This window comes from Pseudomonas sp. TWR1-1-4, assembly GCF_049897165.1.
GTDB classification, from domain to species: domain Bacteria; phylum Pseudomonadota; class Gammaproteobacteria; order Pseudomonadales; family Pseudomonadaceae; genus Aquipseudomonas; species Aquipseudomonas canadensis.
The window spans coordinates 99,266-122,152 of sequence record NZ_JAFCVS010000003.1; the positions used below are offsets into that span (position 1 = coordinate 99,266).

At 60.7% G+C, this 22,887-nt stretch carries 22 protein-coding genes and 1 pseudogene; 11 read left to right on the forward strand and 12 right to left on the reverse strand.

All coding sequences use genetic code 11. The features are described from left to right. Positions 1-3 precede the first annotated feature (3 nt). The 5 genes from ACP7C6_RS08770 to groL all read left to right on the forward strand — a co-directional run bounded on the left by ACP7C6_RS08770 (position 4) and on the right by groL (position 4,659). Positions 4-1,011, forward strand: coding sequence for a DUF481 domain-containing protein (locus ACP7C6_RS08770; protein ID WP_025854818.1), 1,008 nt, complete (start codon positions 4-6; stop codon positions 1,009-1,011). Between the two features lie 123 nt (positions 1,012-1,134). Then, positions 1,135-1,866: a HugZ family protein gene (locus ACP7C6_RS08775; RefSeq protein WP_028617796.1), complete on the forward strand. Its 732-nt coding sequence runs from the start codon at positions 1,135-1,137 to the stop codon at positions 1,864-1,866. Between the two features lie 66 nt (positions 1,867-1,932). Continuing rightward, positions 1,933-2,409, forward strand: a complete 477-nt coding sequence (locus tag ACP7C6_RS08780) for an FxsA family protein (RefSeq protein ID WP_016975517.1) — start codon at positions 1,933-1,935, stop codon at positions 2,407-2,409. Between the two features lie 247 nt (positions 2,410-2,656). Beyond that, positions 2,657-2,953, forward strand: coding sequence for a co-chaperone GroES (locus ACP7C6_RS08785; RefSeq protein WP_017846112.1), 297 nt, complete (start codon positions 2,657-2,659; stop codon positions 2,951-2,953). A gap of 50 nt (positions 2,954-3,003) precedes the next feature. Continuing rightward, positions 3,004-4,659, forward strand: coding sequence for a chaperonin GroEL (gene groL / locus ACP7C6_RS08790; protein WP_426108629.1), 1,656 nt, complete (start codon positions 3,004-3,006; stop codon positions 4,657-4,659). A 73-nt stretch (positions 4,660-4,732) separates the two neighbouring features. Here the strand turns inward: groL and ACP7C6_RS08795 are convergent, their stop codons facing one another. From ACP7C6_RS08795 to ACP7C6_RS08805, 3 genes are all read right to left on the reverse strand, one after another. Next, positions 4,733-4,975 (reverse strand): hypothetical protein, encoded by a 243-nt coding sequence (locus tag ACP7C6_RS08795; protein ID WP_134742985.1) that lies wholly within the window; start codon positions 4,973-4,975, stop codon positions 4,733-4,735. Positions 4,976-5,094: 119 nt separating this feature from the next. After that, on the reverse strand, positions 5,095-6,393 hold the full coding sequence (locus ACP7C6_RS08800; RefSeq protein WP_426108630.1) for a sensor histidine kinase: 1,299 nt from the start codon (positions 6,391-6,393) through the stop codon (positions 5,095-5,097). Further along, positions 6,383-7,081 carry a response regulator gene (locus ACP7C6_RS08805; protein WP_426108631.1) on the reverse strand — a complete coding sequence of 233 codons (699 nt, stop codon included), beginning with the start codon at positions 7,079-7,081 and terminating at the stop codon, positions 6,383-6,385. Before ACP7C6_RS08805 ends, ACP7C6_RS08800 begins: the two co-directional genes overlap by 11 nt. A gap of 252 nt (positions 7,082-7,333) precedes the next feature. On the opposite strand from ACP7C6_RS08805, the gene colR reads away from it, so the two are divergent. The 5 genes from colR (at position 7,334) to ACP7C6_RS08830 (ending at position 11,104) form a co-directional block, all read left to right on the forward strand. Then, positions 7,334-8,017, forward strand: coding sequence for a two-component system response regulator ColR (gene colR / locus ACP7C6_RS08810; RefSeq protein WP_016975511.1), 684 nt, complete (start codon positions 7,334-7,336; stop codon positions 8,015-8,017). Then, on the forward strand, positions 8,007-9,281 hold the full coding sequence (locus ACP7C6_RS08815) for a sensor histidine kinase (RefSeq protein WP_028617792.1): 1,275 nt from the start codon (positions 8,007-8,009) through the stop codon (positions 9,279-9,281). Before colR ends, ACP7C6_RS08815 begins: the two co-directional genes overlap by 11 nt. A 194-nt stretch (positions 9,282-9,475) precedes the next feature. Beyond that, positions 9,476-10,156, forward strand: coding sequence for a class I SAM-dependent methyltransferase (locus ACP7C6_RS08820; RefSeq protein ID WP_028617791.1), 681 nt, complete (start codon positions 9,476-9,478; stop codon positions 10,154-10,156). 4 nt (positions 10,157-10,160) lie between these two features. After that, a complete protein-coding gene (locus ACP7C6_RS08825) occupies positions 10,161-10,880 on the forward strand; it encodes a lipopolysaccharide kinase InaA family protein (RefSeq protein WP_028617790.1) in 720 nt (239 codons plus the stop codon). Continuing rightward, complete coding sequence (locus tag ACP7C6_RS08830) at positions 10,877-11,104, forward strand: hypothetical protein (protein WP_028617789.1); 228 nt, start codon at positions 10,877-10,879, stop codon at positions 11,102-11,104. Before ACP7C6_RS08825 ends, ACP7C6_RS08830 begins: the two co-directional genes overlap by 4 nt. Before the next feature lie 97 nt (positions 11,105-11,201). Here the strand turns inward: ACP7C6_RS08830 and ACP7C6_RS08835 are convergent, their stop codons facing one another. Genes ACP7C6_RS08835 through ACP7C6_RS08845 form a run of 3 tightly spaced genes read right to left on the reverse strand, consistent with a single transcriptional unit; the run spans position 11,202 to position 14,825 of the window. Beyond that, a complete protein-coding gene (locus tag ACP7C6_RS08835) occupies positions 11,202-12,299 on the reverse strand; it encodes a DUF1513 domain-containing protein (RefSeq protein ID WP_028617788.1) in 1,098 nt (365 codons plus the stop codon). A 2-nt stretch (positions 12,300-12,301) separates the two neighbouring features. Continuing rightward, positions 12,302-13,366: an imelysin family protein gene (locus tag ACP7C6_RS08840; protein WP_016975505.1), complete on the reverse strand. Its 1,065-nt coding sequence runs from the start codon at positions 13,364-13,366 to the stop codon at positions 12,302-12,304. Between the two features lie 31 nt (positions 13,367-13,397). After that, entirely contained in the window at positions 13,398-14,825 is a 1,428-nt protein-coding gene (locus ACP7C6_RS08845; protein WP_426108632.1) for a di-heme oxidoredictase family protein, read from the reverse strand. Between the two features lie 139 nt (positions 14,826-14,964). On the opposite strand from ACP7C6_RS08845, the gene ACP7C6_RS08850 reads away from it, so the two are divergent. Continuing rightward, entirely contained in the window at positions 14,965-15,528 is a 564-nt protein-coding gene (locus ACP7C6_RS08850; protein ID WP_028617786.1) for an NAD(P)H nitroreductase, read from the forward strand. 47 nt (positions 15,529-15,575) lie between these two features. Here the strand turns inward: ACP7C6_RS08850 and ACP7C6_RS08855 are convergent, their stop codons facing one another. From ACP7C6_RS08855 to ACP7C6_RS08880, 6 genes and pseudogenes are all read right to left on the reverse strand, one after another. Next, the gene (locus ACP7C6_RS08855; RefSeq protein WP_372514817.1) at positions 15,576-16,331 is read right to left on the reverse strand and encodes a methyl-accepting chemotaxis protein; all 756 of its coding nucleotides are present in this window, start codon (positions 16,329-16,331) and stop codon (positions 15,576-15,578) included. 102 nt (positions 16,332-16,433) lie between these two features. After that, positions 16,434-17,768: pseudogene (locus ACP7C6_RS08860) on the reverse strand (HAMP domain-containing protein); the annotation flags it as partial. A gap of 85 nt (positions 17,769-17,853) precedes the next feature. Continuing rightward, complete coding sequence (locus ACP7C6_RS08865; protein WP_028617784.1) at positions 17,854-18,255, reverse strand: YbaN family protein; 402 nt, start codon at positions 18,253-18,255, stop codon at positions 17,854-17,856. Between the two features lie 191 nt (positions 18,256-18,446). Then, positions 18,447-19,055, reverse strand: coding sequence for a biliverdin-producing heme oxygenase (locus tag ACP7C6_RS08870; RefSeq protein WP_028617783.1), 609 nt, complete (start codon positions 19,053-19,055; stop codon positions 18,447-18,449). A gap of 133 nt (positions 19,056-19,188) precedes the next feature. Next, the gene (locus tag ACP7C6_RS08875; RefSeq protein WP_068935936.1) at positions 19,189-21,753 is read right to left on the reverse strand and encodes a TonB-dependent receptor; all 2,565 of its coding nucleotides are present in this window, start codon (positions 21,751-21,753) and stop codon (positions 19,189-19,191) included. Between the two features lie 115 nt (positions 21,754-21,868). Further along, the gene (locus ACP7C6_RS08880; protein WP_028617781.1) at positions 21,869-22,837 is read right to left on the reverse strand and encodes a FecR family protein; all 969 of its coding nucleotides are present in this window, start codon (positions 22,835-22,837) and stop codon (positions 21,869-21,871) included. Positions 22,838-22,887: the final 50 nt, after the last annotated feature.

Sequence of the window (22,887 nt, forward strand, 5' to 3'; positions counted from 1 at the left end):
CTTATGCTGTCCAGAACCCTGCTGTGCCTCGCTGTTTTCAGCGCCTCCACGCCTTTGCTGGCCGATACCGTCTGGTTGAAAAACGGTGACCGCCTGACGGGCAAGATCAAGGTCTTCGACGGTGGCAAGCTGCTGATCCAAACCGATTACGCAGGCGCCATCCCGGTAGACTGGAAACAGGTGAAAACCCTGGAGAGCGACCAGGAACTGCTGGTCAAGCAGGACGCCTATACCGGCGAGAAGGCCAAGTCCCTAAAAGCGGCGGACGATGGCAAAGTGGTCCTGGCCAACGGCGAAGCGCCCAAGACCGTCGAACTGGCCAGCATCCAGCAGATCATCAAGCCCAAGCCGGTGGTTGAAGACCTGGTGTGGAAGGGCAATGTAGACATGGCGCTGGACTATAAACGCGCCGATAAAGACACTAACGACTACGACATCGACTTCAAGACCACCGCCCGCCATGGTCAATGGCGCCATACCGGGCAGGGCGAGTACAACCGCGAGTTCCAGGACGACGTCACCACCACCGACAACTGGGCCCTGGAATACGACCTCGACCGTTTCCTGACCGAGCATTGGTTCTGGCAGGGGCGCTTGACCTACAAGCGCGACAAGGTTGAAGACCTGTCCCGTCAGCGCACCGTCGGCACGGGCCCGGGCTATCAGTTCTGGGACGATGAGTTGGGCGCGTTCTCCCTGGGCTCGCTGGTCAACCGCACCGACTATGAATACGCCGACGGCGGCAAGGACAACTTCTATTCCCTGGCCATGAAGTGGAATTACAACCGCTACCTGGTGGGCAAGACCGTCGAGTTCTTCACCAACGGCGAAGTGGGCAAGCCCATCGGCGGTCCGGCGGAATACTCGTTGGACGCAGAAATGGGCCTGCGCTACAAGGTCACCGAGTGGGCGTCGCTCAACCTCAAGGCCGAACGCGACGTTATCAGTGGAGACTCCGACAGCAGCCTGAGCAAAACCCGCTATACCGCAGGCTTTGGCGTGGCCTGGTAACACGGGCGTACAAAACCTGCTTGGCAACCTTTGCCGATAATGATTACCTTGCGTTGAGATTCATTCCCATAGGCCCATAGGCCCATAGGTCATGGAGCGGCTGAATACCCGAGGAGTCATACGTTGAGCGCACAGGTTGCCAAGAACGCCCGAGAGCTGTTGCTCAAGGAATACCGTGGGGCTCTCGCCACACAGTCCAAAGCCATGCCCGGCTTCCCTTTCGGCTCGGTAGTGCCGTATTGCCTGGACGAGCAGGGCCGCCCGCTGATCCTGATCAGCCGCATTGCCCAGCATACTCACAACCTGCAGAAAGACCCCAAGTGTTCGCTGCTGGTGGGTGAGCGCGAGGCGGATGATGTGCAGGCCGTCGGGCGCCTGACCTACCTGGCTGAAGCCGAAAAACTGGAGGAGGGCGCTGCCATCGAGGCGGCGGCCGAGCGTTATTACCGCTACTTCCCCGATTCAGCCAACTACCACAAGGCTCACGATTTCGACTTCTGGGTGCTCAAGCCGGTGCGTCACCGTTATATCGGTGGTTTTGGCGCGATTCACTGGGTCGATCAGTTGACGTTGGCCAACCCGTTTGCGGGCAAGGCCGAGCGCAGCATGATCGAACACATGAACAGCGATCACACCAAGGCCATTGCCCATTACGTCGACCTCACCGGTTTGCCGACTTCCGAGCCTGCCCAGTTGGCCGGTATCGACAGCGAAGGCATGCACTTGCGTATAGGCCAATCCTTATATTGGTTGCCGTTTGCGGAGTCTTGCAACACGCCGACACAAGTGCGCGAAGCCTTGGTTTCATTGGCTCACGCCGAGGTCTGGCCGAAAAAAGAAGCCGCTGACGCTTGAATTCACGAAACGGCGACGTCATCTAAGGTGGACTGGCAAGGCATTCTTGCGTTGAGGAACCATTTGATGCGCCCTTTTTTGTTGCTCTTTCTGCTGTTCCCGGTGTTGGAGCTGTTCGTATTCGTTCAAGTCAGCAGTGCGATCGGCTTTTTCCCGGCCCTGTTGCTGATCATTCTCGGCTCGATGCTCGGCGTTCTGGTGCTGCGCGTCGCCGGCCTGGCCACAGCGCTGCGTGCCCGTGAAAGCCTTAACCGGGGCGAACTGCCCGCGCAAACCATGCTTGAAGGCCTGATGATGGCCCTGGCCGGTGGCCTGCTGATCCTGCCAGGTTTCATCAGCGACGTGGTCGGCCTGGTGATGTTGCTGCCGTTTACCCGCAAATTGCTGGCAGGCAAGATGCGCCAGCGCGCCGAAGAGGCAGCGATTCGCCAGCGTGCGTTCGCCGATGACCTGCAACCCCGTGGCGGTCCGGCCCCGCGCCAGCCGCTGGGGCGTGAAGGTGATGTGATCGAAGGTGAGTTCGAGCACCGCGACAGCAAATAACCGCTTAGCTGGCACGGCACCTCTGGGTGCCGTGCTGCTTTCAGTCGTCGGCACACGCAAAAAAATTACGCCACGGCCCCTTGTAATAAGCTTATGCGCCCTTATGTAACGGTCACCGCAAGGTTTCTGGTGGCGACACCAGACAGACTTCCGCGTCTTGCTTGGCGAGGCGCGACCGGCACAGCCGGAATACACCCCGCCGGTATTGACACCGGCCGATGAAAAACACAATTAGGAGAGATCGACAATGAGCAAGCTTCGTCCTCTGCACGACCGCGTCGTAATCCGTCGTAGCGAAGAAGAAAAGAAAACCGCTGGCGGTATCGTTCTGCCAGGTTCGGCTGCTGAAAAAGCCAACCACGGTGTGATCGTCGCTGCGGGTCCAGGCAAAACCCTGGAAAACGGTGAAGTGCGTGCTCTGGCCGTTAAAGTCGGTGACAAGGTTGTATTCGGCCCTTACTCCGGCAGCAACACTGTGAAAGTTGACGGCGAAGACCTGCTGGTCATGGCTGAGAACGAGATTCTCGCCGTACTGGAAGGCTGATTTCCCCGCTCATTTTCCCGTTACTCCAAAGTATTTAAGGATTATCGATCATGGCTGCTAAAGAAGTTAAATTCGGCGATTCCGCCCGCAAGAAAATGCTCACCGGTGTCAACATCCTGGCTGACGCAGTAAAAGCGACCCTGGGCCCGAAAGGCCGTAACGTGATCATCGAGAAGAGCTTCGGCGCTCCGACCATCACCAAGGACGGCGTTTCTGTAGCAAAAGAAATCGAACTGGAAGACCGTTTCGAAAACATGGGCGCGCAGCTGGTCAAAGACGTTGCCTCCCGTGCCAACGATGACGCAGGCGACGGCACCACCACCGCTACCGTCCTGGCTCAGGCCATCGTCAACGAGGGCTACAAAGCCGTCGCTGCCGGTATGAACCCAATGGACCTGAAGCGCGGTATCGACAAGGCGACCATCGCTATCGTTGCCGAGCTGAAAAACCTGTCCAAGCCATGCGCTGACACCAAGGCTATCGCTCAGGTAGGCACCATCTCCGCCAACTCCGACAGCTCCATCGGCGACATCATTGCCGAAGCCATGGAAAAAGTCGGCAAAGAAGGCGTGATCACCGTTGAAGAAGGCACTGGCCTGGAAAACGAACTGTCGGTTGTTGAAGGCATGCAGTTCGACCGTGGCTACCTCTCTCCGTACTTCGTCAACAAGCCAGAAACCATGGTTGCCGAGCTGGACAGCCCGCTGATCCTGCTGGTTGACAAAAAGATCTCCAACATCCGCGAAATGCTGCCAGTACTGGAAGCCGTTGCCAAAGCCGGCCGCCCACTGCTGATCGTTTCCGAAGACGTTGAAGGCGAAGCCCTGGCGACTCTGGTTGTGAACAACATGCGTGGCATCGTTAAAGTCGCAGCCGTCAAGGCTCCAGGCTTCGGCGACCGTCGCAAGGCCATGCTGCAGGACATCGCCGTTCTGACCGGCGGTACCGTTATCTCCGAAGAGATCGGCCTGAGCCTGGAAAGCGCTACCCTGGAAAACCTGGGCAGTGCCAAGCGCGTGACCATCTCCAAAGAAAACACCATCATCGTTGACGGTGCTGGCGTTGAGCAGGATATCCAGGCTCGCATCACCCAGATCCGTGCCCAGGTTGCCGAGACTTCGTCCGACTACGACCGTGAAAAACTGCAAGAGCGTCTGGCCAAGCTGTCCGGCGGCGTTGCAGTGATCAAGGTTGGCGCCGGTTCCGAAGTTGAAATGAAAGAGAAGAAAGCCCGCGTTGAAGACGCCCTGCACGCAACCCGCGCAGCCGTTGAAGAAGGCGTGGTACCTGGCGGTGGCGTTGCGCTGATCCGTGCTCTGGAAGCCCTGGCCAACCTGACCGGCGACAACGCTGACCAGAACGTCGGTATTGCCGTACTGCGTCGCGCTGTTGAAGCACCACTGCGCCAAATCGCTGCCAACTCCGGCGACGAGCCAAGCGTTGTGGTCAACGAAGTCAAGAACGGCAAAGGTAACTACGGTTACAACGCTGCGACTGGCGTCTACGGCGACATGATCGAAATGGGCATCCTGGACCCTACCAAGGTAACCCGTTCCGCGCTGCAAGCAGCAGCCTCCATCGGCGGTCTGATCCTGACCACCGAAGCTGCAATCGCTGACAAGCCGAAGGCTGAAGGCGCAGCTGGCGGCGGTATGCCAGACATGGGCGGCATGGGCGGCATGGGTGGCATGGGCGGCATGATGTAAGCCAGCCTTACCCGGCTAATAAAAAACCCGCCTGCAGTAATGCAGGCGGGTTTTTTTATGGGCGACTGTTCGCTCAGCCGATTCCGCGTCGTCGCAATAGCTTCTTGAACGTCATCCCGCGGGCCAGGGTGGGTTGGCCGATAAAGAGCACACGTGCAGCGGACCACGGTGCAGTCGCACTGTCGAAAGGCTCTTCGGTAGGCACATGTGCGGTTGTGCTGGGTATGGGGCGCCCCCAGTGGCAGGCCAGCAGTGAACTGGCGGCGATACACAGCGACAGCATCAACGTGGGCAGATGTTTCTTGGGGGGACGCATGAACGGGCTCTCCAACCGGATCCAAAGGACGGGACCCAGGGTGCAGGGGCTCTCCTGGATCAGGTGGCGAGATTACGGAGAATGCCAGCGGTGCACTGTCACAGGCTGTAACACGTTGGTTACTGGGGGCGTAGGGGCAGGATCAGAGTCAGACGTGCACCGCCCAGCGGGCTGCGCGCAACGGACAATTCACCGCGATGCCATTGGGTCGCGCGCTTGGCCAGTGCCAGGCCGAGGCCGAAGCCGCTGGGCTCATCGCCGCCCATGGCCAGGCGCACAAACGGTTCGAATACCTTTTCGCGGTTTTCGGCGAGGATGCCAGGGCCGTCATCGTCCACATGTAGCACAAGATGCTGCTCATCTTCGCAGGCAGCGCTGACGCACACTTGGTCGCGGGCATAGGTAATGGCGTTGCTTAACAGGTTGCGCACGATCAAATGCAGCAAGGCGCGGTCGCCGATCAGTTGCAGATCCACCGGTTCCGTCTCCAGGCTCAGGCGGCGACGGTGCCCGTCGAGCAAGGCGAACTCCTGATGCAGCCAGTCACGGATTGGAATGGGTTCATGCTGCAGGTCGGTGGGCGCACCGGCCATCCGGGCAAAGGCCAGGCTGGCGCGGACCAGGGCTTCGAGTTCTTCCACATCGGTTTGCAAGCGTTCCTGCAGGCGCGTGCGCGTGAGGGGATCGTCGCTTTTGCTCAGCAGGGTCAAGGCGAAACGCATTCGTGCCAGAGGCGTGCGCAGTTCGTGGGAAACGGCTTGGGACACCTCCCGGTGACGCTCGCTCATGGCGGTAATGTCCTGCGCATGTTGTTGCACGGTTTGCAGCAACGGCGTCCATTCCTTGCCCATGGCCGGCAGCATGGCGTTGGGCGTGCGAGCCAGGGTGCCCAGGCAGGCATTAAGTGCTTCTACATCGGCGCTGCGCTGGCGACGTGCGCGCAGACCCAGCCACATCCACAGCACCAGGGGCAGGCCGGCCACGCACGCGGTGATGCCATAGACCGGGAATTGCAGGAGGTCCTTGACCTCAGCCGTTCCCCACATCGGGCCGAACTGGATCAGGGTCGTGTCGTCGAGCGGAAAGTAAGTGATGTCTTCATCGCTGCTCTGCGCCGGTTGTTGGTGTTTGAGCATGATCAGGGTTTCGGGCGGCAGTTCGATCGCGTCCAGTTTGACCAGGCTGATCGGGTACTGGAAGCGCGTACGCAACGCGTCCATGCGCGCTTCACGCTGCTCGGCCGGCAAGGGCTTGAGCTGCTCCGCCACGAGGTAGCCGGGCCCGGCCATCAAGCGCAAAAAGCTGTATTCGCCGACGAACACCGAGGCGTTGGCGCACAGCCACAACAAATAAAGGGTCAACGCGCCCCAGATGGTACCGGCCACGATTGCGATCCAGGGCCGCACTTTAGAGAGCATGCCGAGCGCCTTGCGGGATTTCGACAAACAGATAGCCCTGGGCCGTGATGGTCTGGATGGTCACCGGGCAGCCCAGGCTCATCAGCTTCTTGCGCAGGCGCGAGACGCGCATGTCCACGGAACGATTGAGGCCGTCGTATTCCAGGCCACGCAGGCTTTGCAGGAGTTGTTCCCGGGTCAGCAACACCCCGCAATGGCGGGCGAAGATCGTGAGTAAGTCGAACTCGCCCACCGAAAGCTGCAAGGGCACCTCATCGAGCCAGGCGAAATGGTTGCCGAGGTCCAATCGAAACGTGCCCCACTGGTAATACGCACGCGGGGCTTGCGGATGGCGCCGCAGCAACGAGCGGATCCGGGCCAGCAACAGCAGCGGGTCGACCGGCTTGACCACATAGTCGTCCGCGCCGACGGTGAACCCGGTCAATTGCTCGGCGTTTTCGTCCAGCGCCGTCATCATCAGGATCAAGCCGGGGTACTGGTCGCGGATCTGTCGGCACAGGGTAAAGCCGTCGATGCCCGGCAACATTACATCCAGGATCAGCAACGCCGGCTGTTCGTCGCGTATACGCTGGGCCGCGCGGTCGCCGCGATGTTCCACCGCCACGGTAAACCCTTCGGCGCGCAGGAACTCGGCGGTCAGCGCGGCCAGAGGGCGGTCATCTTCGATCAGCAGCAGCGTGTCGGACATGAAAGGGCGTCGTCGCCAGAGAATGGGCGCAAGTGTTACGCCCTTGAATAGGGGAGGCAAGGGCCGTTTGTTTGGCGGCCATTTAAGCGCTGGCCCTGTCATCGGTTTGTGAAGCTATAGTGAAAATCTCGTTCAACTAAAATATCGGTTGAAAAGCTTAATCGACGGGTCTCACAGGCCTATCCCTGAGCCACACTTGGCCTTAAGCTGCGCGAGCCAACACGGCCGTTACCGCGTACGGAGACACTGCCCATGCGAATTCTATTGGTTGAAGACAACCGCGATATTCTGGCCAACTTGGCCGATTACCTGGGGCTAAAAGGCTATACCGTGGACTGTGCGCAGGACGGTTTGTCGGGCCTGCACCTGGCCGCTACCGAGCATTACGACCTGATCGTGCTCGACATCATGTTGCCCGGCATCGATGGCTACACCCTGTGCAAACGCCTGCGCGAAGATGCGCGCCGCGATACGCCGGTGATCATGCTCACCGCCCGCGACCAATTGGATGACCGGCTGCAGGGCTTCAAGTCCGGCGCCGATGACTACCTGCTCAAGCCGTTTGCCCTGTCCGAACTGGCCGCGCGCATCGAAGCCGTACTGCGCCGCGCCCAGGGTGGCGGTCGTCGCGCCCTGCAAGTCGCCGACCTGCATTACGACCTCGATACCCTGGAGGTGACCCGTGAAGGCCGCCTGCTCAAACTCAATCCGGTCGGCCTGAAGCTGCTGGCGGTGTTGATGCAGAAGAGCCCGCACGTGCTGCGCCGCGAAATCCTTGAAGAAGCGCTGTGGGGCGACGACTGCCCGGACAGCGACAGCCTGCGCAGCCATGTCCATCAATTGCGCCAAGTGATCGACAAGCCGTTCGCCAAGCCACTGCTGCAAACGGTGCACGGCGTCGGTTATCGCCTGGCTGAGGGTCGAGATGGAGTTTAAGCAAAGCCTTGCCCAACGGATCATCATTGCCTTTGCCTTGATGAGTGCGTTGGTGGCGGGAGCCTTCGCCATGGGCATTGTCGCGACAGTGCACCTGGTGGAAGAGAAGTTGATCTCGGCGGGCCTGGGCGGTGACCTGCAACGCTTGCTGCTGATGGACACGGTCGAAGACTGGCGGCACCGGCCCGAGCCGGATCAGCTGTTTTACTTCAGTGGCGGCCCTGGCGATTTTGAGTTGCCCAAGGATTTGCGCCACCTTGAACCCGGTTTCCATGAAGTGTTCCGCGAAGCGCTGTCGTACCACGCCATGGTCGAAGTGGTTGATGGCCGGCGCTACGTGCTGCTGCAGGATCAGAGCGATTTTGAAGAGCGCGAGCGCGTGCTGTTTGCCGTGGTGCTGGTGGGTTTCGTACTCAGCCTGGCGCTGGCGGTGTTCCTGGGTTGGGTGCTGGCGCGCAAAGTCATGGCGCCGGTTGTGCGGCTGGCCCGCCAGGTGCGCCACCGTGACCAACTGCTGGGCCTGGCCCCGCCGCTGGCGCCGGACTACGCAGCGGATGAAGTGGGTGAGTTGGCCGTGGCCTTCGATGCCACGCTGGGGCGCCTGCGTCAGGCGCTGTCCCGTGAGCAGTTGTTCACCAGCGATGTGAGCCACGAATTGCGCACGCCGTTAATGGTATTGGCCAGCTCTTGCGAACTGCTGCTGGAAAACCCGGCCATTGACCAGCGGGGACGTAACCAGGTGCTGCGTATCGCCCGGGCTTGCGAAGAGATGCGCGAACTGGTGCAGACCTTTCTGATGCTGGCCCGTGCCCAGCACGATGAATCGGCCATGTCGCAGCAGGTCAACCTCGCGCAGGTGGCCGATGATCTGCTCGGCATCTGGCGCGAGCCCATCGAGCAAAAAGGCCTGGAGCTGATCTACAACCCCGGTAACCCTCTGGATACGCGCTATAACACCACCTTCCTGCACGCCGTCATGGGCAACCTGCTGCGCAACGCCCTGCATTACACCGAGCAAGGGTTTATCCGCCTGACCCTGGAACCCACGGGCTTTGTGGTGGAAGACAGCGGCGTCGGTATTCCCGAAGACAAACGTGAGGCGATGTTCGAGCCGTTTGTACGCGGCAGCGAGAAGCGTGGAGAAGGCCTGGGCCTGGGGTTGTCACTGGTCCAGCGCATCTGCGAGAACCAGGGCTGGACCGTGAGTCTCAGCACCATGGAGCCCAACGGCTGCCGCTTTCATGTGCAATTGAGTCAGGTCTAGGCCTGACTTCGCCCTCTGCCGTTATCCTGCCAGAGATCCCGGTAAATCGGCGAAGATGGCCCCATGCTATTGCTTGTGTCTGTAAAGTCTTGAAATGTATGAGATTGGACAGGACAAGTTTTTCACAACGGGTTGACCTGTTGATCACAGTGCGCTGTTTACTTTTGTAGGCATCAGCAACTGGAGATCCGTTGATGTCTACCCCGATCAAACTCGAATTTTCCGAAAAGTACGACGACGAGCACGCGCAGAATTATTTGCTCAAACATCAGGACAATCTGGCCCGTCGACTGTCTCACAAACGCGACGAGCAATTGGCCCGTGGCGCTCTGGCGATGGCCGGCGAGCCGGGGCTGGTGTTGGATCTGCCGTGCGGTGCGGGGCGCTTCTGGCCATTGTTGGCGGAAAAACCCAATCGCGTGATTATCGGCGCGGACAACTCGGCCTCCATGTTGAAGGTCGCGACGGTCGCCCAGCCCGCTGACGTCGTGAAACGGGTACGACCTTTGCAGACTTCTGCTTTTGATATCGATCTACCGGATAACGCTGTCGACAGTATTTTCTGCATGCGCCTGATGCACCACATTGGTGATCCAGCGCATCGGTTGGCGATACTGCGGGAGTTTCAGCGTGTTACACGTGACAGCGTGATCCTTTCGCTGTGGGTGGACGGCAATTTCAAGGCCTGGAAGCGCAAGCGCACCGAACTGAAACGTCGCAAGAAGGGTGAGCAGGAAGGTTACCAAAACCGGTTTGTGTTACCGGCTGCTACTGTTGAAGCAGAATTCGAGGAAGCCGGTTTTCGTGTCCAGGAGTCCCTGGACTTCATTCCGCTCTACGCCATGTGGCGAGTGTATGTATTGCGCAAGAGGTAACAGGATGGCAGTTGAGTGCATAGCAGGCAGTCATGTAGCTCCCGAAGAACGATTTGATTACTTCTGGCGCCAGCAGGGCGAGTGGGTTGAAGAACCCAACCGTCGGCGAGGTGGAGAAAGCGGCGTGCAGCGCGTGATGAGCGCCAATGGACGTTTGCTTTACAGCAAGCGTCAGACCGGACATATCTACCGCAGTTGGTTACATCCGTTTGGCCGTCCCACCGTGTTGCGTGAGCGGGATGCGATCAAGGGCCTGCGCCTGTTGGATGTACGCGTGCCCGAAATGGTTTTTTGCGAGGCGCGCCGCGACCCTGAGCACCGCTGGCAGGCGCTGCTGGTGACCGCAGCCCTCGACGGCTTCGACGAAATCGAAAACTGGTACGCCGCCGGTGGTCGTGAACAGTACGGCGAGTTGGTGCATGAGCGCGTGCTCAAGGAATTGGCCGGTACGCTGGCGCGTATGCATCGTGGGCGCTGGCAGCATGGTTGCTTGTACATCAAGCACATTTTTGTAAGGGTGACCGGCCAGGGCGACTCGGCCAACGTCGAAGTGGCGCTGCTGGATTTCGAGAAATGCCGCCAGCGCTTGACCGCTTATCGGGCCGCTTCCCATGACATGCTGCAACTGCGCCGCCATTCGTCGTGGAATGACGCGGACTGGAAGAAACTCAGCTACTTTTACGAGACGGCGTTTGGCAGCGCTATCAAGGGTTTAACCAGATGAAGCTAGAAATAGCACGAGGTTTGTTTTTGGTCGGGGCGCTGGGTGTTGCAGCCTTGGCGCTGGCGGCCTGGGAACAGCCTCGCACACAGGTGCTCAGTGCAACGCAGGGTGGCGCGCAATGTCTGTTGCCGCGCGTCGCCAAGGCGAGCACTGCGGCCAAGCCTGATCATGAGTTGTTGCTGTTCATGTTCGGCATGTCTCAAGGGATGAGGCCACAGAGTTGAAACGATTCAAACCCCCAGGAAAGGGCCTTGCGATGCGAGGCCTTTTTTTTCACCAAATTTTATCTGCTTTGGCCTGCGGTCTATAGACATAAACCCGTCAAATCAGATGCAGATGGTTATCCCAGAGCCCTGCCGGCAATTCCAACGGTTTTGCTACCAACGGTTTCTGACGGCAGTCGTAGAACCGGCAACGGCCTTGGCCGGAGGTCACGATAAAGCCATCCTCGACTGCGCCGACTCCAGCACAGTCGGGTAGCGGTCCATCCAGGCGCAACTCGCCACTGTCCATGTCCCAGATAAAGAAGCGGTTGCCCCGAGGAGCCGTCAACGCGACCAGGCGCAACTCGCTGTGCACCGCGACGCTGGCGGTGTAGTGCCCCATGGCCTGCAACTGCTCATCGGCCACCGGGAACGCCACGAATGGCTGGCCCGGCCGTTTGATTGCCAACAACTCGGAACGCTCCTGTGACGCCCCCATGAACTGCTGCCCGGTAAGGATGGTACCGTCGCTGGCGATCCCCATATGGCGCACGCTGTTCATCTGCTGGCCCAGGGTTTCCTTGCTGATCAGCGTGCCATCGCGGTGCATCAGCACCAGGCTTGGCTCCATGGCGTTGAGGTTCATTTCCACGCGGCTTTCGGCTTCGGTGCGAATGCCGCCGTTGGCGACCACCAGCGTCTCACCGTCGGGCATCCACGACACTTGGTGCGGGCCGATGCCGTGGGTGGAGATCTCGCCGGTATGCACCAACCGCTCGCCTTCGAACCTGTACACGCCGAGCAGGCCACGGCCGGGGTCGGTCGTGTCGTTCTCGGTGGCGTACAGCCAGTCGCCGCTCTTGTGAATGACCGCGTGGCCATAGAAGTGGCGATTGGCCTTGGAGGTGATGGTTTGCAGCAGCGTGCCATCGCGCAGGTCGATCAGGTAACTCTCGGTGCCCGGGCGACGGGCGACAAACAGCGCAATCGGCAGCGTAGGGTGGTTGATGATGTCGTGGCAGCGTTGGCCGACCTGGGTAGCAAACACTTGCTTGCCGTCCAGGTGATAGCCCACGGCGTAGTGCTTGCCGTCTGCATCATCCCGCGCCGACAGCAGCAGCGGGCCCTTGTCTTTCCCTTTGAACAGCGTCCAGCCGCCCAAAGTGAGTGCACTGAGCAGCACGCTGCCAACCGCCAAAGCCTGTCGCCTGAGCATCATCAGTCACCGTCGTTGGCGTTAAAGCCCAGTTGGATACCCAGCGCCTTGGCCAATTCGCCTTCGTGCAGGCGGTGGACGACGTTGAGGCTGTCGTAGATATCGTTGAGCTGCTGGCGCCCGGCGTCGTCGGCCAGCAGTTCATTGAGGGTGCGCTGGTTGCTGGCGAACAGTTTGAGGGACGCGGCATAGGCGGCGTCGATCTTGTCGGCCAGCGGCTTCTGTTCGGACGGCAGCAGGCCACGCAGGCCTTTGTTGTCGACGCCGACCCATACGGTCTGGGCGGCGGCGAGGCTGGCTTCGAGGCTTTGCAGGGACGACTGGCTGCGCCATGCATCGGCTTGGAATGGCTGCGGGATGCCCTTGGTCTGGCGGCCCATCGGCGTGCCGAGTTTTTTCTTCAGGGTGTCCAGTGCGGTCACTTGAACGCGCAGCAGATCGGCAATGGCTTCGTGGGAATCGGCGTAACGCTGGTTCGGAAACTTGGTCATCTGCGCCAGCATGCCGTCGGTGCTGTTCCAGCTGGCCAGGATTTCTTCGGCCAGGGCCTTCTGACGGTCGCCGATGGCCACCAGCAGCGGGCAGTAACGGGCCTTTTGTGCGTCGTCGGCAATATCGGTCTTGGCGTCATAGAGGATGTATTCGTAGGCCGACAGGCCTTGCACCACCACGCTGGACTTGGCCAGGGCGGCGCCATCGATCTGCGGCTGGCTGGCGACCAACTGCTCGACCTGGCGGCCGACCAGGTTCTTCTTGTCTGGCCAGAACTGCACCTGCCACGAACGGTTGCCTTCGGCCAGCGGGCCGATCAACAGCGGTTGCAGCTCGGCCCAGGCCTTTTGCGCATGCAGGAAGTCGGCACGGGCAGTGTCCAGGCTCTCTTTGCCTTGGCAGTAGGCCAGGGCGCTGACGGCCAGTTGGCGGTCGGCTTCGACCCAACGGCTGTAGGTCGGCAGGATCACTTGCTTGGCAATGGCCGCCGAGGTCACCGCTTGCGGGTCTTGCGGCGAGCAGGCGCCGAGGGCGAGGGCGGCCAGGCTGGTGAACAACAACTTGGGACGGAACATGTCGAGCTCCCTTCTGTAATTGGGGCGAAGCTTATAAAGAATTCAGGAACGCCAGCAACGCAGCGCGCTGCTCGGCATTAAAGGACAACACATGCTGCTGCGCCGCTTGTGCTTCACCGCCGTGCCACAGCACGGCCTCCAGCGGGTTGCGGGCGCGGCCGTCATGCAAGAACTGGGTGTGGCCACTCACGGTTTGTGTCAGGCCGATGCCCCACAACGGCGGCGTGCGCCAATCGCGGCCACCGGCTTTGAATTCGCTACGGTTGTCGGCCAGGCCTTCGCCCATGTCGTGCAACAGCAGATCGCTGTACGGACGAATCACTTGGTTGGCCAGCTCAGGTTCAGCGGCATTGGCCGCCGTGGTGAACACGGGTTTGTGGCAACCCTGGCAACCGGCCTGGTAGAACAGGTTTTTGCCGGCCAGCACCTGCGGCGTGTTGACGCCACGGCGCGCCGGCACGGCGAGGTTACGGGTATAGAACAGCACCAGGCGCAGGATGTTGTCGCTGACTTCCGGCTCGCCATCGGGGCCATTGCCGTTGGGGGCCTGTTTGCAGGCGACTTGGGCATCGGTGCAGTCATCGAAGGGTCTCAACGAGGTGGTGAGGCCCATATCACCAGAAAACGCGTGAACATTTTGTTGATTGAGGTTGGGTTGCCCGGCTTTCCAGCCAAATCGCCCGAGCACGGTTTTTTGCTGCGCGTCGTCCCAGACCCAATTGGCGCGGCCGACGATGGCTTCTTTGTCGGCGGTCTTCGGGTTGGTGTTGCGCAGGATATCGGCGTCGCTGATGGCTTCGAGCAGGCCCAGGCCGATCATGGGCGGGGCGATGCGTGCGGAAAAACGCGTATCCGGATGCATCGGGCCGTAGCCGAGCTGGGTGATTTGCAGGTCCGGCTTGCGCAACTCGACCACCGTGCCGTCCTTGAACGTCACGTTGACCGGTGTGTAGTCGACTCGCACCTTGCCTTCAGGCAGCACGCCTGGCACGGCCATGTCCTGCAGTTGCCCGCCGTAGACCGGCTCGGGCACCACGCCGACCTGTTCGATGAGCTTGGCATACGGCGCTGCATCCGGAATCGACAGGCGTACCAGCATCGACACCGCATTGGGGGCGTCGGGCAATGGCGGATGTCCCCGTCCGTCCTTTATATGGCAGTTCTGGCACGCATTGGTATTGAACAGTGGGCCCAAGCCATCACGCGCGGTGGTAGTGGACGGCGCGATCACCCAGGGGCTGCGAAAGAAGCTGTTGCCCACGCTGAAGTCCAAGCGGCGGGTGGGCGACAGGTTGGCCGAGGGCAGGGAAAATGCATTCTGGTCGCGCTTGTTCACCGTCGCAGCGCCGCCCGCCCGTGATTCACCCGGCTCGGCCTTGGTAAACCTGGGCGCGTCATCGCAGGCGCTCAGGCTCAAGGCCAGCACGGCTGCGGACAGGCGAAAAAGCGAACGGAACATCGAGTTTCCCGGACGAAGACGAAAAATAAGGTCGCAAAGTCTAACAGGGCGGGGCGCAATGAATAAGAGCAATTATCGTTTGGTCGAATCCGATTCATTCCCGCTAGAATGGCCGCACATTTTTCTCTGGAGGTGGCCAATGCAGGCTCTCGACGCTTTGCTCAACCGTGTTTCCGTGCCGCGTCTGCTGGAACCGGCGCCGACCCAGGAGCAGCGCGACGTGCTGTTCGCCGCCGCCATGCGCGCGCCTGACCACGGCCAACTGCGCCCGTGGCGTTTCCTCACGGTTGAAGGGGCTGCCCGTGAGCAGATGGGCACGCTGCTGGCCGAAGCCGCACGCCTGCAGGACGCCGATGCGCCGCAAGCCGCCATCGACAAGGCCCAGAACGGCCCGTTGCGTGCGCCGTTGGTGGTGGTGGTGATTGCCCGTTTGCAGGAACATTTCAAGGTGCCGAAATCCGAACAATTGCTGGCAGCCGCCTGTGCGGCTCACGGCATCCTGCTGGCGGCGTATGCCCAGGGGATTGGCGCCGTGTGGCGCACGGGTGAACTGTCCTACTCGGCCCACGTTGCCAAAGGCCTGGGCCTTGCGGCCGACGAGGAAGTGATTGGCTTCCTCTACCTGGGCACGCCGCAAAACCCGCCGCGTACAGCGGCTAAAGAGGATGTGGCGGCGTTTGTCCAGGCTTGGACTGGTCTCTAATGGTAGGAGCCGGCAAGCCGGCTCCTACAGGGTTTTGTGCAAGCTGTTCAGACCCTGAACTGATCCATCAGCTTCATCTGCTGGCTGGCCAACGCATTGAGTTGGCTGCTGATGGCCGCCGACTCGGTGGCCTGGCCGGTGAGGGTTTCGGTCACTGTACGGATCGCCGAGACGTTGCGGTTGACCTCTTCCGCCACGGCGCTCTGTTGTTCGGCGGCGCTGGCGATTTGCAGGTTCATGTCGCTGATCACGGTCACCGCATCGCTGATCTTGCCCAAGGCCTGCACCGCCTGATGGATCTGTCCGGCATTGCTCTGGGCTTGGCTCTGGCTTGAATGCATAGTGGCCACCACGCCACGGGTGCCGCTCTGGATGCGTTCGATCACCAGGCGGATTTCCTCCACGGAGTCCTGGGTGCGCTTGGCCAGGTTGCGCACTTCGTCGGCCACCACCGCAAAGCCACGGCCGCTTTCCCCGGCGCGTGCCGCTTCGATGGCGGCGTTCAGCGCCAGCAGGTTGGTCTGCTCGGCGATGCTGCGGATCACTTCCAGCACCGAACCGATCTGCTCGCTGTTGACCGCCAAGGCTTCGACTTCGCCCACGGCCTTGCTGACTTCTTCGGCCAGGGTGGTGATGTCGCGAGTGCTCTGCTCGATGATCGACATGCCTTCGCGTGCCGACTGATCAGCCCCGCGTGCCGCGTTGGCGGCGTTGGAGGCGCTGTTGGCGACGTCGTGGGCAGTGGCACTCATCTCGTTGGACGCGGTAGCCACCTGGTCGATTTCGCGGAACTGCACTTGCATGCCTTCGCTGGTCTGGCGCGCGATGGCCGATGACTGATCGGCGGTGCCACGGGCTTCAGTGATACTTTGCTTGATCTGGGCGATGGTCGGTTGCAGCTTGTCGAGGAAGCGGTTGAACCAGTTGACCAGTTCGCCCAACTCGTCCTTCTTGGCGTAAGCCAGGCGCTGGGTGAGGTCGCCGTCGCCACTGGCGATCTCCTTGAGCATGGCGGCCACGCTGTTGATTGGACGGGTTACCCCGGTGGCGGTCAGCCAGATCAGCAGCAGACCCAGCAGCGCGGCGGCAGCGCCGACCAGCAAGGCTTTGAGCGTACCGGTGGCCTGGGCCTTGTCGAGGACGTCCTGCAGTTTCAAGGTGTCGGCCAGCATCACGTTCTTGGGCAGCTTGATCACCACGCCCCAGGATTTTGCGTCGGCAATCGGCTTGACCGGGTAGACGGCGCGGATGGTGTCGTCCTGCTCGCGGATCATGGGTGACTCGCTGGCCAGCAGTTGCACGATCTCCTTGCCTTCGGCGGCGAGCATGTCGATCAGGTTTTTGCCGACCTTGTCCGGCTGACCGCTATACGCCGCGATCAGGCCGGTACTGGACAGGATCTCCAGATGCGCCGCGCCGTCGAAGAGTTCTTTTTGCGCCGCGTCCGTCACTGCTTGCAGGGTGTTGAGGGCGATGTCGATACCGACCACGCCGATGACTTTGCCGTCCACGATCAGCGGCAAGGCAATGGTGGTCATCAGCATCTGCTTGCCGGCCACTTCATCGGCGTAGGGGTCGAGCAGGCACACTCTGCGCGTATCACGTGGGCAGGTGTACCAGATGTTGTAGGGCGTGCCGCTGAGGTTGGGGGTGGTCTTGGTCAGGTCTTCTTCAACCATGATGGTGTTCAGCCCTTCACCGCCGGCGCGGCTCCAGTAGCTGGAAAAACGGCCTTTTTCGTTGGACACGCGGGCCTTGTCGCCGACGAATTCGCTGTCCTTGCCATCCAGTCCATTGGGCTCGAACGACAGCCAGATACCCAGCACTTTGCTGTTGCGCTCGAAGGTGGTCTTGAGGCTCTGGTTGAGTTCTTCCCGCAAGGCAGCGGGTTCCAGGGACCGTTTGGCTGCCAGGGCGCGCAGGTCCTTGACTTGGTCGGCGAGGGCCGTCACCACCAACAGGTTTTCGCCAAAGGTTTTCTGCAATTGCACGGCCTGTTCGGCGGCTTTGGATTGCAGCAGGTTTTGCACACTGTTAGTGAGCATTCGCGAGCTTGAATCGCTGATCAGCTGATCGTTCTGATTGGTTTCGTAGAGGTTGATGCTGATGATCAGTGCGATGACCCCCAAGAGGCAAAGGCCTGATAGCAGCACGATTTTCAAGCGAATGGAGAGGGTGTCGAACATAGGTTCACTCACGAATGGACTTGTTGGAAGGCACGCAGTGCAGGCCAAGTCCATTCAGCGCTATGTCTGAAACATCGGCGTCATGATTCAATTCATGAGAGAGAGGCGATGAGCGGTAGGAAATACCCTACAGGCTACGTTATACGGGCGCTACAAGCCGCTCCGGACGCGACCAGATCCACAGATTGCCCAGGCTCATCCCGGCAATCGCCAGGTAGATCGGCCAGCCGTGGTCGAGCATCACCAGCATCAGGAGGGCGCACAGCAGCATGCTCACTGTGGCGCTGACTTTGGCACGACGGGCGATGATCTTGCCGTTGCGCCAATTGAACAGGATCGGCCCGAACAGCCGGTGGTTTTCCAGCCAGGCGCTGAGGCGCGGTGAGCTTTTGGTGGCGGCCCAGGCGGCGAGCAGGATGAATTCGGTGGTGGGCAAACCCGGTACGACAATCGCTATCAACCCTATGCCCAGGCTGACGTACGCCAGCAGGCCGAAGAGGATCCGGGCGATTTTCGAGGTGGATTGGGTTTTGCCGGTCATAGGTAGAGATATCACAGAGAATCAATATGAAATGAGATCTAAATGTGGGAGCGGGCTTGCTGTGGTGAGTGGGGCTTGTCCCCCGACGGGCTCACCGCCGACCCAAGGGGCTGCTTCGCAGCCCAGCGCAGGGCAAGCCTGCTCACCACAGCAAGCCCCCTCCCACATTTTTATCGCATTCCAGCCAAGAGTCAGGCCAGTTCAGGGGCGCTAGCGTACGCTTGTTCCAGCAAGACGGTGAAGCGTACAAACGCGTCGATTGCGCCTTTTTCCACCGCTGCCTCTTCTTCAGCGTTGAATTCCAGGGCATCGAGCGTACGGGTGAAGCTCTTCCAGCCTTCAGCACGGCCACCGGCCGGCTCACCCAGGTGACGGGCACCGAAGGTTTCGCTCAGGCCCAGGCCCACGGCGCGCTTGATCAGGAACGCAGCGCCCAGTTTGGAGCCTTCGGACACGAACAGCCAGCCCAAGGCTTCGGCCTTGCTCGGGTTCTTCACGGCGCCGGCGACCGGTGCAGGCACTTCGGTGTCGAGGTCGCCCAGGTCCAGCTTGGCGGCTTCGGCGCGGCAACGTGCGGCCAGGTCCGGCACGATCTTGATCAGCTCGGCATCGTTGTACAGCGCCACCAGCTCCGACTGGAACAGGTACTGCGCGACCACGAAACGCGCGAAATTGGCCTGGGTTTCGAACGGCGCGTGGGCTTTGACCAGGGCGTCGAGCTTGGTGTGTGGCTCGTTGGTGATCTGGTTCAGGCGCTGGGAGCGTAGGCTTGGGCGTTCTGCGGTAGGAGAAGCGGTCATGAAAAAGTCCTTGAGAAGGGGAGCGCCTGGGTGCCCTAAAGAGAGCTGTTATCAACTAGACGAACAAGAAGACGCGGCACAGTAAAAAATCCTCACCTCGTCGGTGAAATTTCGACGAGGTGAGAGGGGCGGTTTAAATGTCCCAGATCACGTTGATCGCAAAGTTGCGACCCGGCTGGGTCAGGCGGTCGAGGTTGGCCGGGGAGGTCACGCCGGCTTCGCCGACGCCGTCGTAGCTGCGTACGTCGTCCCAGTTCCAGTATTTCTTGTCGGTGAGGTTGTAGAGGCCGCCATTGATGGTCACGTCGTTGGTGACTTTGTAGAAACCGGTCAGGTCGACGATGCCAAAGCCTGGGGTCTTGAAGGGGCCAGTGGTGCTGCCGTCAGGCGCGTGAAAAGTGGTGCTGTCGACGCGGTTCTGCTTTTTCACCAGGGTCCAGCTCAGCAGGCCACCGTAGTTGTCCTGGTCGTAGCCCAGGCCGAATACGCCCTTGAGCGGGTTGACGCTGTTGAGCGCCTCGCCATTGTCGTCGTTGCGGCCATAGGTGTAGCCGACCGAACCCTGGGTGTACAGGCCTTGCGGTGCGCCGAAGGCATCGAGGTTCAGGCGCCCTTTGGCTTCTATCCCTTTGATGGTGGCGTGCTTGATGTTGTTGGCTTCGAATTGCTGTGAGGTGCCGCCGGCGACGGAGGCGTCCTCGTCGATGAAGTCGCGGTATTTGTTGTAGAACACAGCGATATCAAACGAACCGGAATCGAAGTTGCCGCGAATTCCGGTTTCCACGCCCTTGCTGCTTTCCGGCTTTAGGTCTGGGTTGGGCTCGACGGTGTAGCCCTGCTGCAGGTTTTCAAAGCGGCCGTACAAGGCCTTGGCCGACGGTGTGCGGAAGCCTTCAGCGTATTGGCCGAACCAGGTGTAGTGATCGGTCAGTGCGTAGGTCAGGCCGAATTTGGGCGTCACACGGTGCCAGGTTTTTTCCTTGTCACTGTGGGCGTAGATCCGCGTCGGGTCGACAGTGTTGAGGAACTCTTCAGTCAACTTGGGTTTGAGTTGGGTGTAGTCGTAACGCACGGCGGGCAGGAAGGTCCATTTGTCCCAAGTGATCTGGTCCTGTGCGAACAACGAGTAGGTGTTGATGGTCGGGTCCGGGAAGTCACTGGCCTTCTTTACGCTATCGCTGGCAATCGGACTGGGCGCGCCGATGGCCGTGCAACCGCCGCCAACAGCCAGGCAGCTGGCTGCGCCTTCTCGGGAGCCGGTGACTTTCTGTTGCTTGAGGGTGGTGCCATAGGTCAGTTGGTGATCGGTTTCACCCAGGCTGAAGGCCTTGTCCAACTGGGCGTCGAACACCCACTGTTTTTCTTCGTAAAGGGTTTCGCGGGTGCGCAAGACACGGCGCGACGGCTGGTAGATCTCGGCGGTGGTCTGGTCGGTCTTGGCGATCTGGTAGTTGAGGCTGGTCTTGATCTGATCGGCAATCGGCGAGTCCAGGGCAAAGCGGTTTTCGATACCGAAACGCTCGCGGGTGATGGTGTCGTTGCCCGACCGCGCACGGTAGAAGTTGAAGCCACGCCCGCCGGTGAACGGACCACCCACGGCATTCTTGAGATTGACGTCGCGATCATCCTTGAACTTCTCGTAGGTCAGGCCCAGTCGATTGTCGTCACCGTAGTTCCAGCCCAGCTTGGCCAGCACGTTGGTGGTGCGCGCGTCCTCGGGGTTGGCGCCAGTGCGCGCCAGCCCCGTGGCGTTGTTGCCATCGTAGGATTCCATCTCATGGCCGTTGCGCTGGCTCAGGTGCAGCAAACCGTCGAAGTCCTGCACGCGGCCGGCGACGGTGCCGGAGGTCAGCCAGCTTTCATCGGCGGAGCTGTAGCCGGTCTTGAGGCGGGCGCCGACGTCCTTGCCGGGTTTGATGATGTCGTCCGGGTCGAGGGTGAAATAACTCACCGCACCACCAATGGCGCTGCTGCCGTACAGGGCCGAGGCCGGGCCGCGCAGAATCTCGACGCGCTTGACGATTTCCGGGTCGACGTAGTTGCGACGGGTCTTGGCGTAAGGGCCGTTGAAGAAGTTGTCCGGCACCTCCACACCATCCACTTGGGTGAGGATGCGGTCGCCGTCGATGCCACGAATGTTGTAGCCCGAATTGCTCGAGCGGCCACCGGCACCGCCTACCGAGACGTTGGGCTCATAACGCACCAGTTCACGGATGGTATTCACGTTCTGGCGGTCCAGCTCTTCGCGATCATGCACGCTGACGGTGCTCGGTACGCTGCTCACGCCCTGCTCACTGCGGGTGGCGCTGATGGTCACCTGTTGCAGGTTGAGGGTGCTCCCCGCTGCGCGCTTTTCCAGGATGATGTTGTTGCTGCCCAGTTTGCGATAGCTCAGGTTGGTCCCCACCAACAGCCGGTCCAGGGCTTTTTCCGGCGACAACGGGCCGCGTACGCCTGGGGACGACACACCCTGGCCCAACTCAGCGGGCAGGCCGACTTGCCAACCGGTCACAGCGGTAAAGGCGTTGAGGGCCGAGACCAGCGATTGCTGCTCGATGCTGAAGTTGTAGTTGCCGTGGCTGCGTGCAGTAGGTTCGGCGGCGGTGGCCGTCATCACCGGCGCACCGGCCAGCAGGATGGCCGCGGTCAGCAAGGACAGGACGGGCGAAGAGGACCGGCGGTTGAAACGAGAGGACATCGAGAGCGCTCCGGGGTACGAATCTTATAGTTGCGAACTGAAACAAATAGGAATCAGTTGCATTGGCTAAGACGAGACGTACGATCCTTAGCTATCGAGTAAAAATAATTCTCATTTAGTTCAAGATCACCAGCGCCGGGTATTCCGACAGCTTGGCCGAGGTGATGTGGGCCAGGGAGCGCACCACGTCCAGGGGCTGGTCGAGGCGGTAATTGCCGGTGACGGCGACGCTGGCCAGTTGATCATTGGTGTTGACGATCCAGCCGGGATAATAACGGCGCAGCTCGGCGAGCACTTCGCTCATCGGGCAGTTTTCGAAGATCAGCCGGCCTTGCACCCAGGCCAGATCCTTGTTGGCGTCCAGCTTGGCCGGCTGGCCAAAACCCTTGGGCCCGATGCGGATACTTTCACCGGCGCGCAAGCGCACGCGGGCATCATCGAAGGTGTTGCTCAGGTCGACATCGCCGCGTTGCACTTGCACCTGCGCTTCGCCATTCAGGTAGCGCACGGCGAACGCGGTATCACGCACGCTGGCGCGCACGGGGCCGGCGTCGATTTCCAGGGGCAGGCCATGGTTGGGCACGACTTCGAAAAACGCCTCGCCCTGGTACAGTCGGGCGAGGCGCTGATGGTCCTTGATACTGCTGGAAAATGCCGAGTTGGTGTTCAGCAACACTTTGGAGCCGTCATCCAGTTGCAGGCGCTGGCGTTCGCCCACCACGGTGAGGTGGTCGGCTTGCAGACGCACCGGCAGGTTGCTGAAGCTGAACAGGCCGATCAGCAGCACAGCGGCGGTGGCCAGCGGTTTCCAATGCGGTTTGATGCGGCGCCAAGCGCTGGACTTGCGCGGTACGGCCAGTGCGACGGCGGCACTGTGAACCGGCGCGCGCTCCCATGCGGCTTGGGCCTTGGCGAAGGCGTGGACGTGGGCGGGATCGCTGGCCAGCCAGGCTTCGAATTCGGTCTGTTGCCCGGGTTGCGGGCACTGCAAGGCGATCAGCCAGTCAAGGGCTTGGTCCATGGCCGTGTCTTGCAACACCTCATGAGCCAGCTCGAGAGGGCGCAGTTTATTCGGGTCCGTCACGGTGTTCCTCGGGTCTTCGCCACGTTCTATTCAACTTTCTTGCAGCTGGG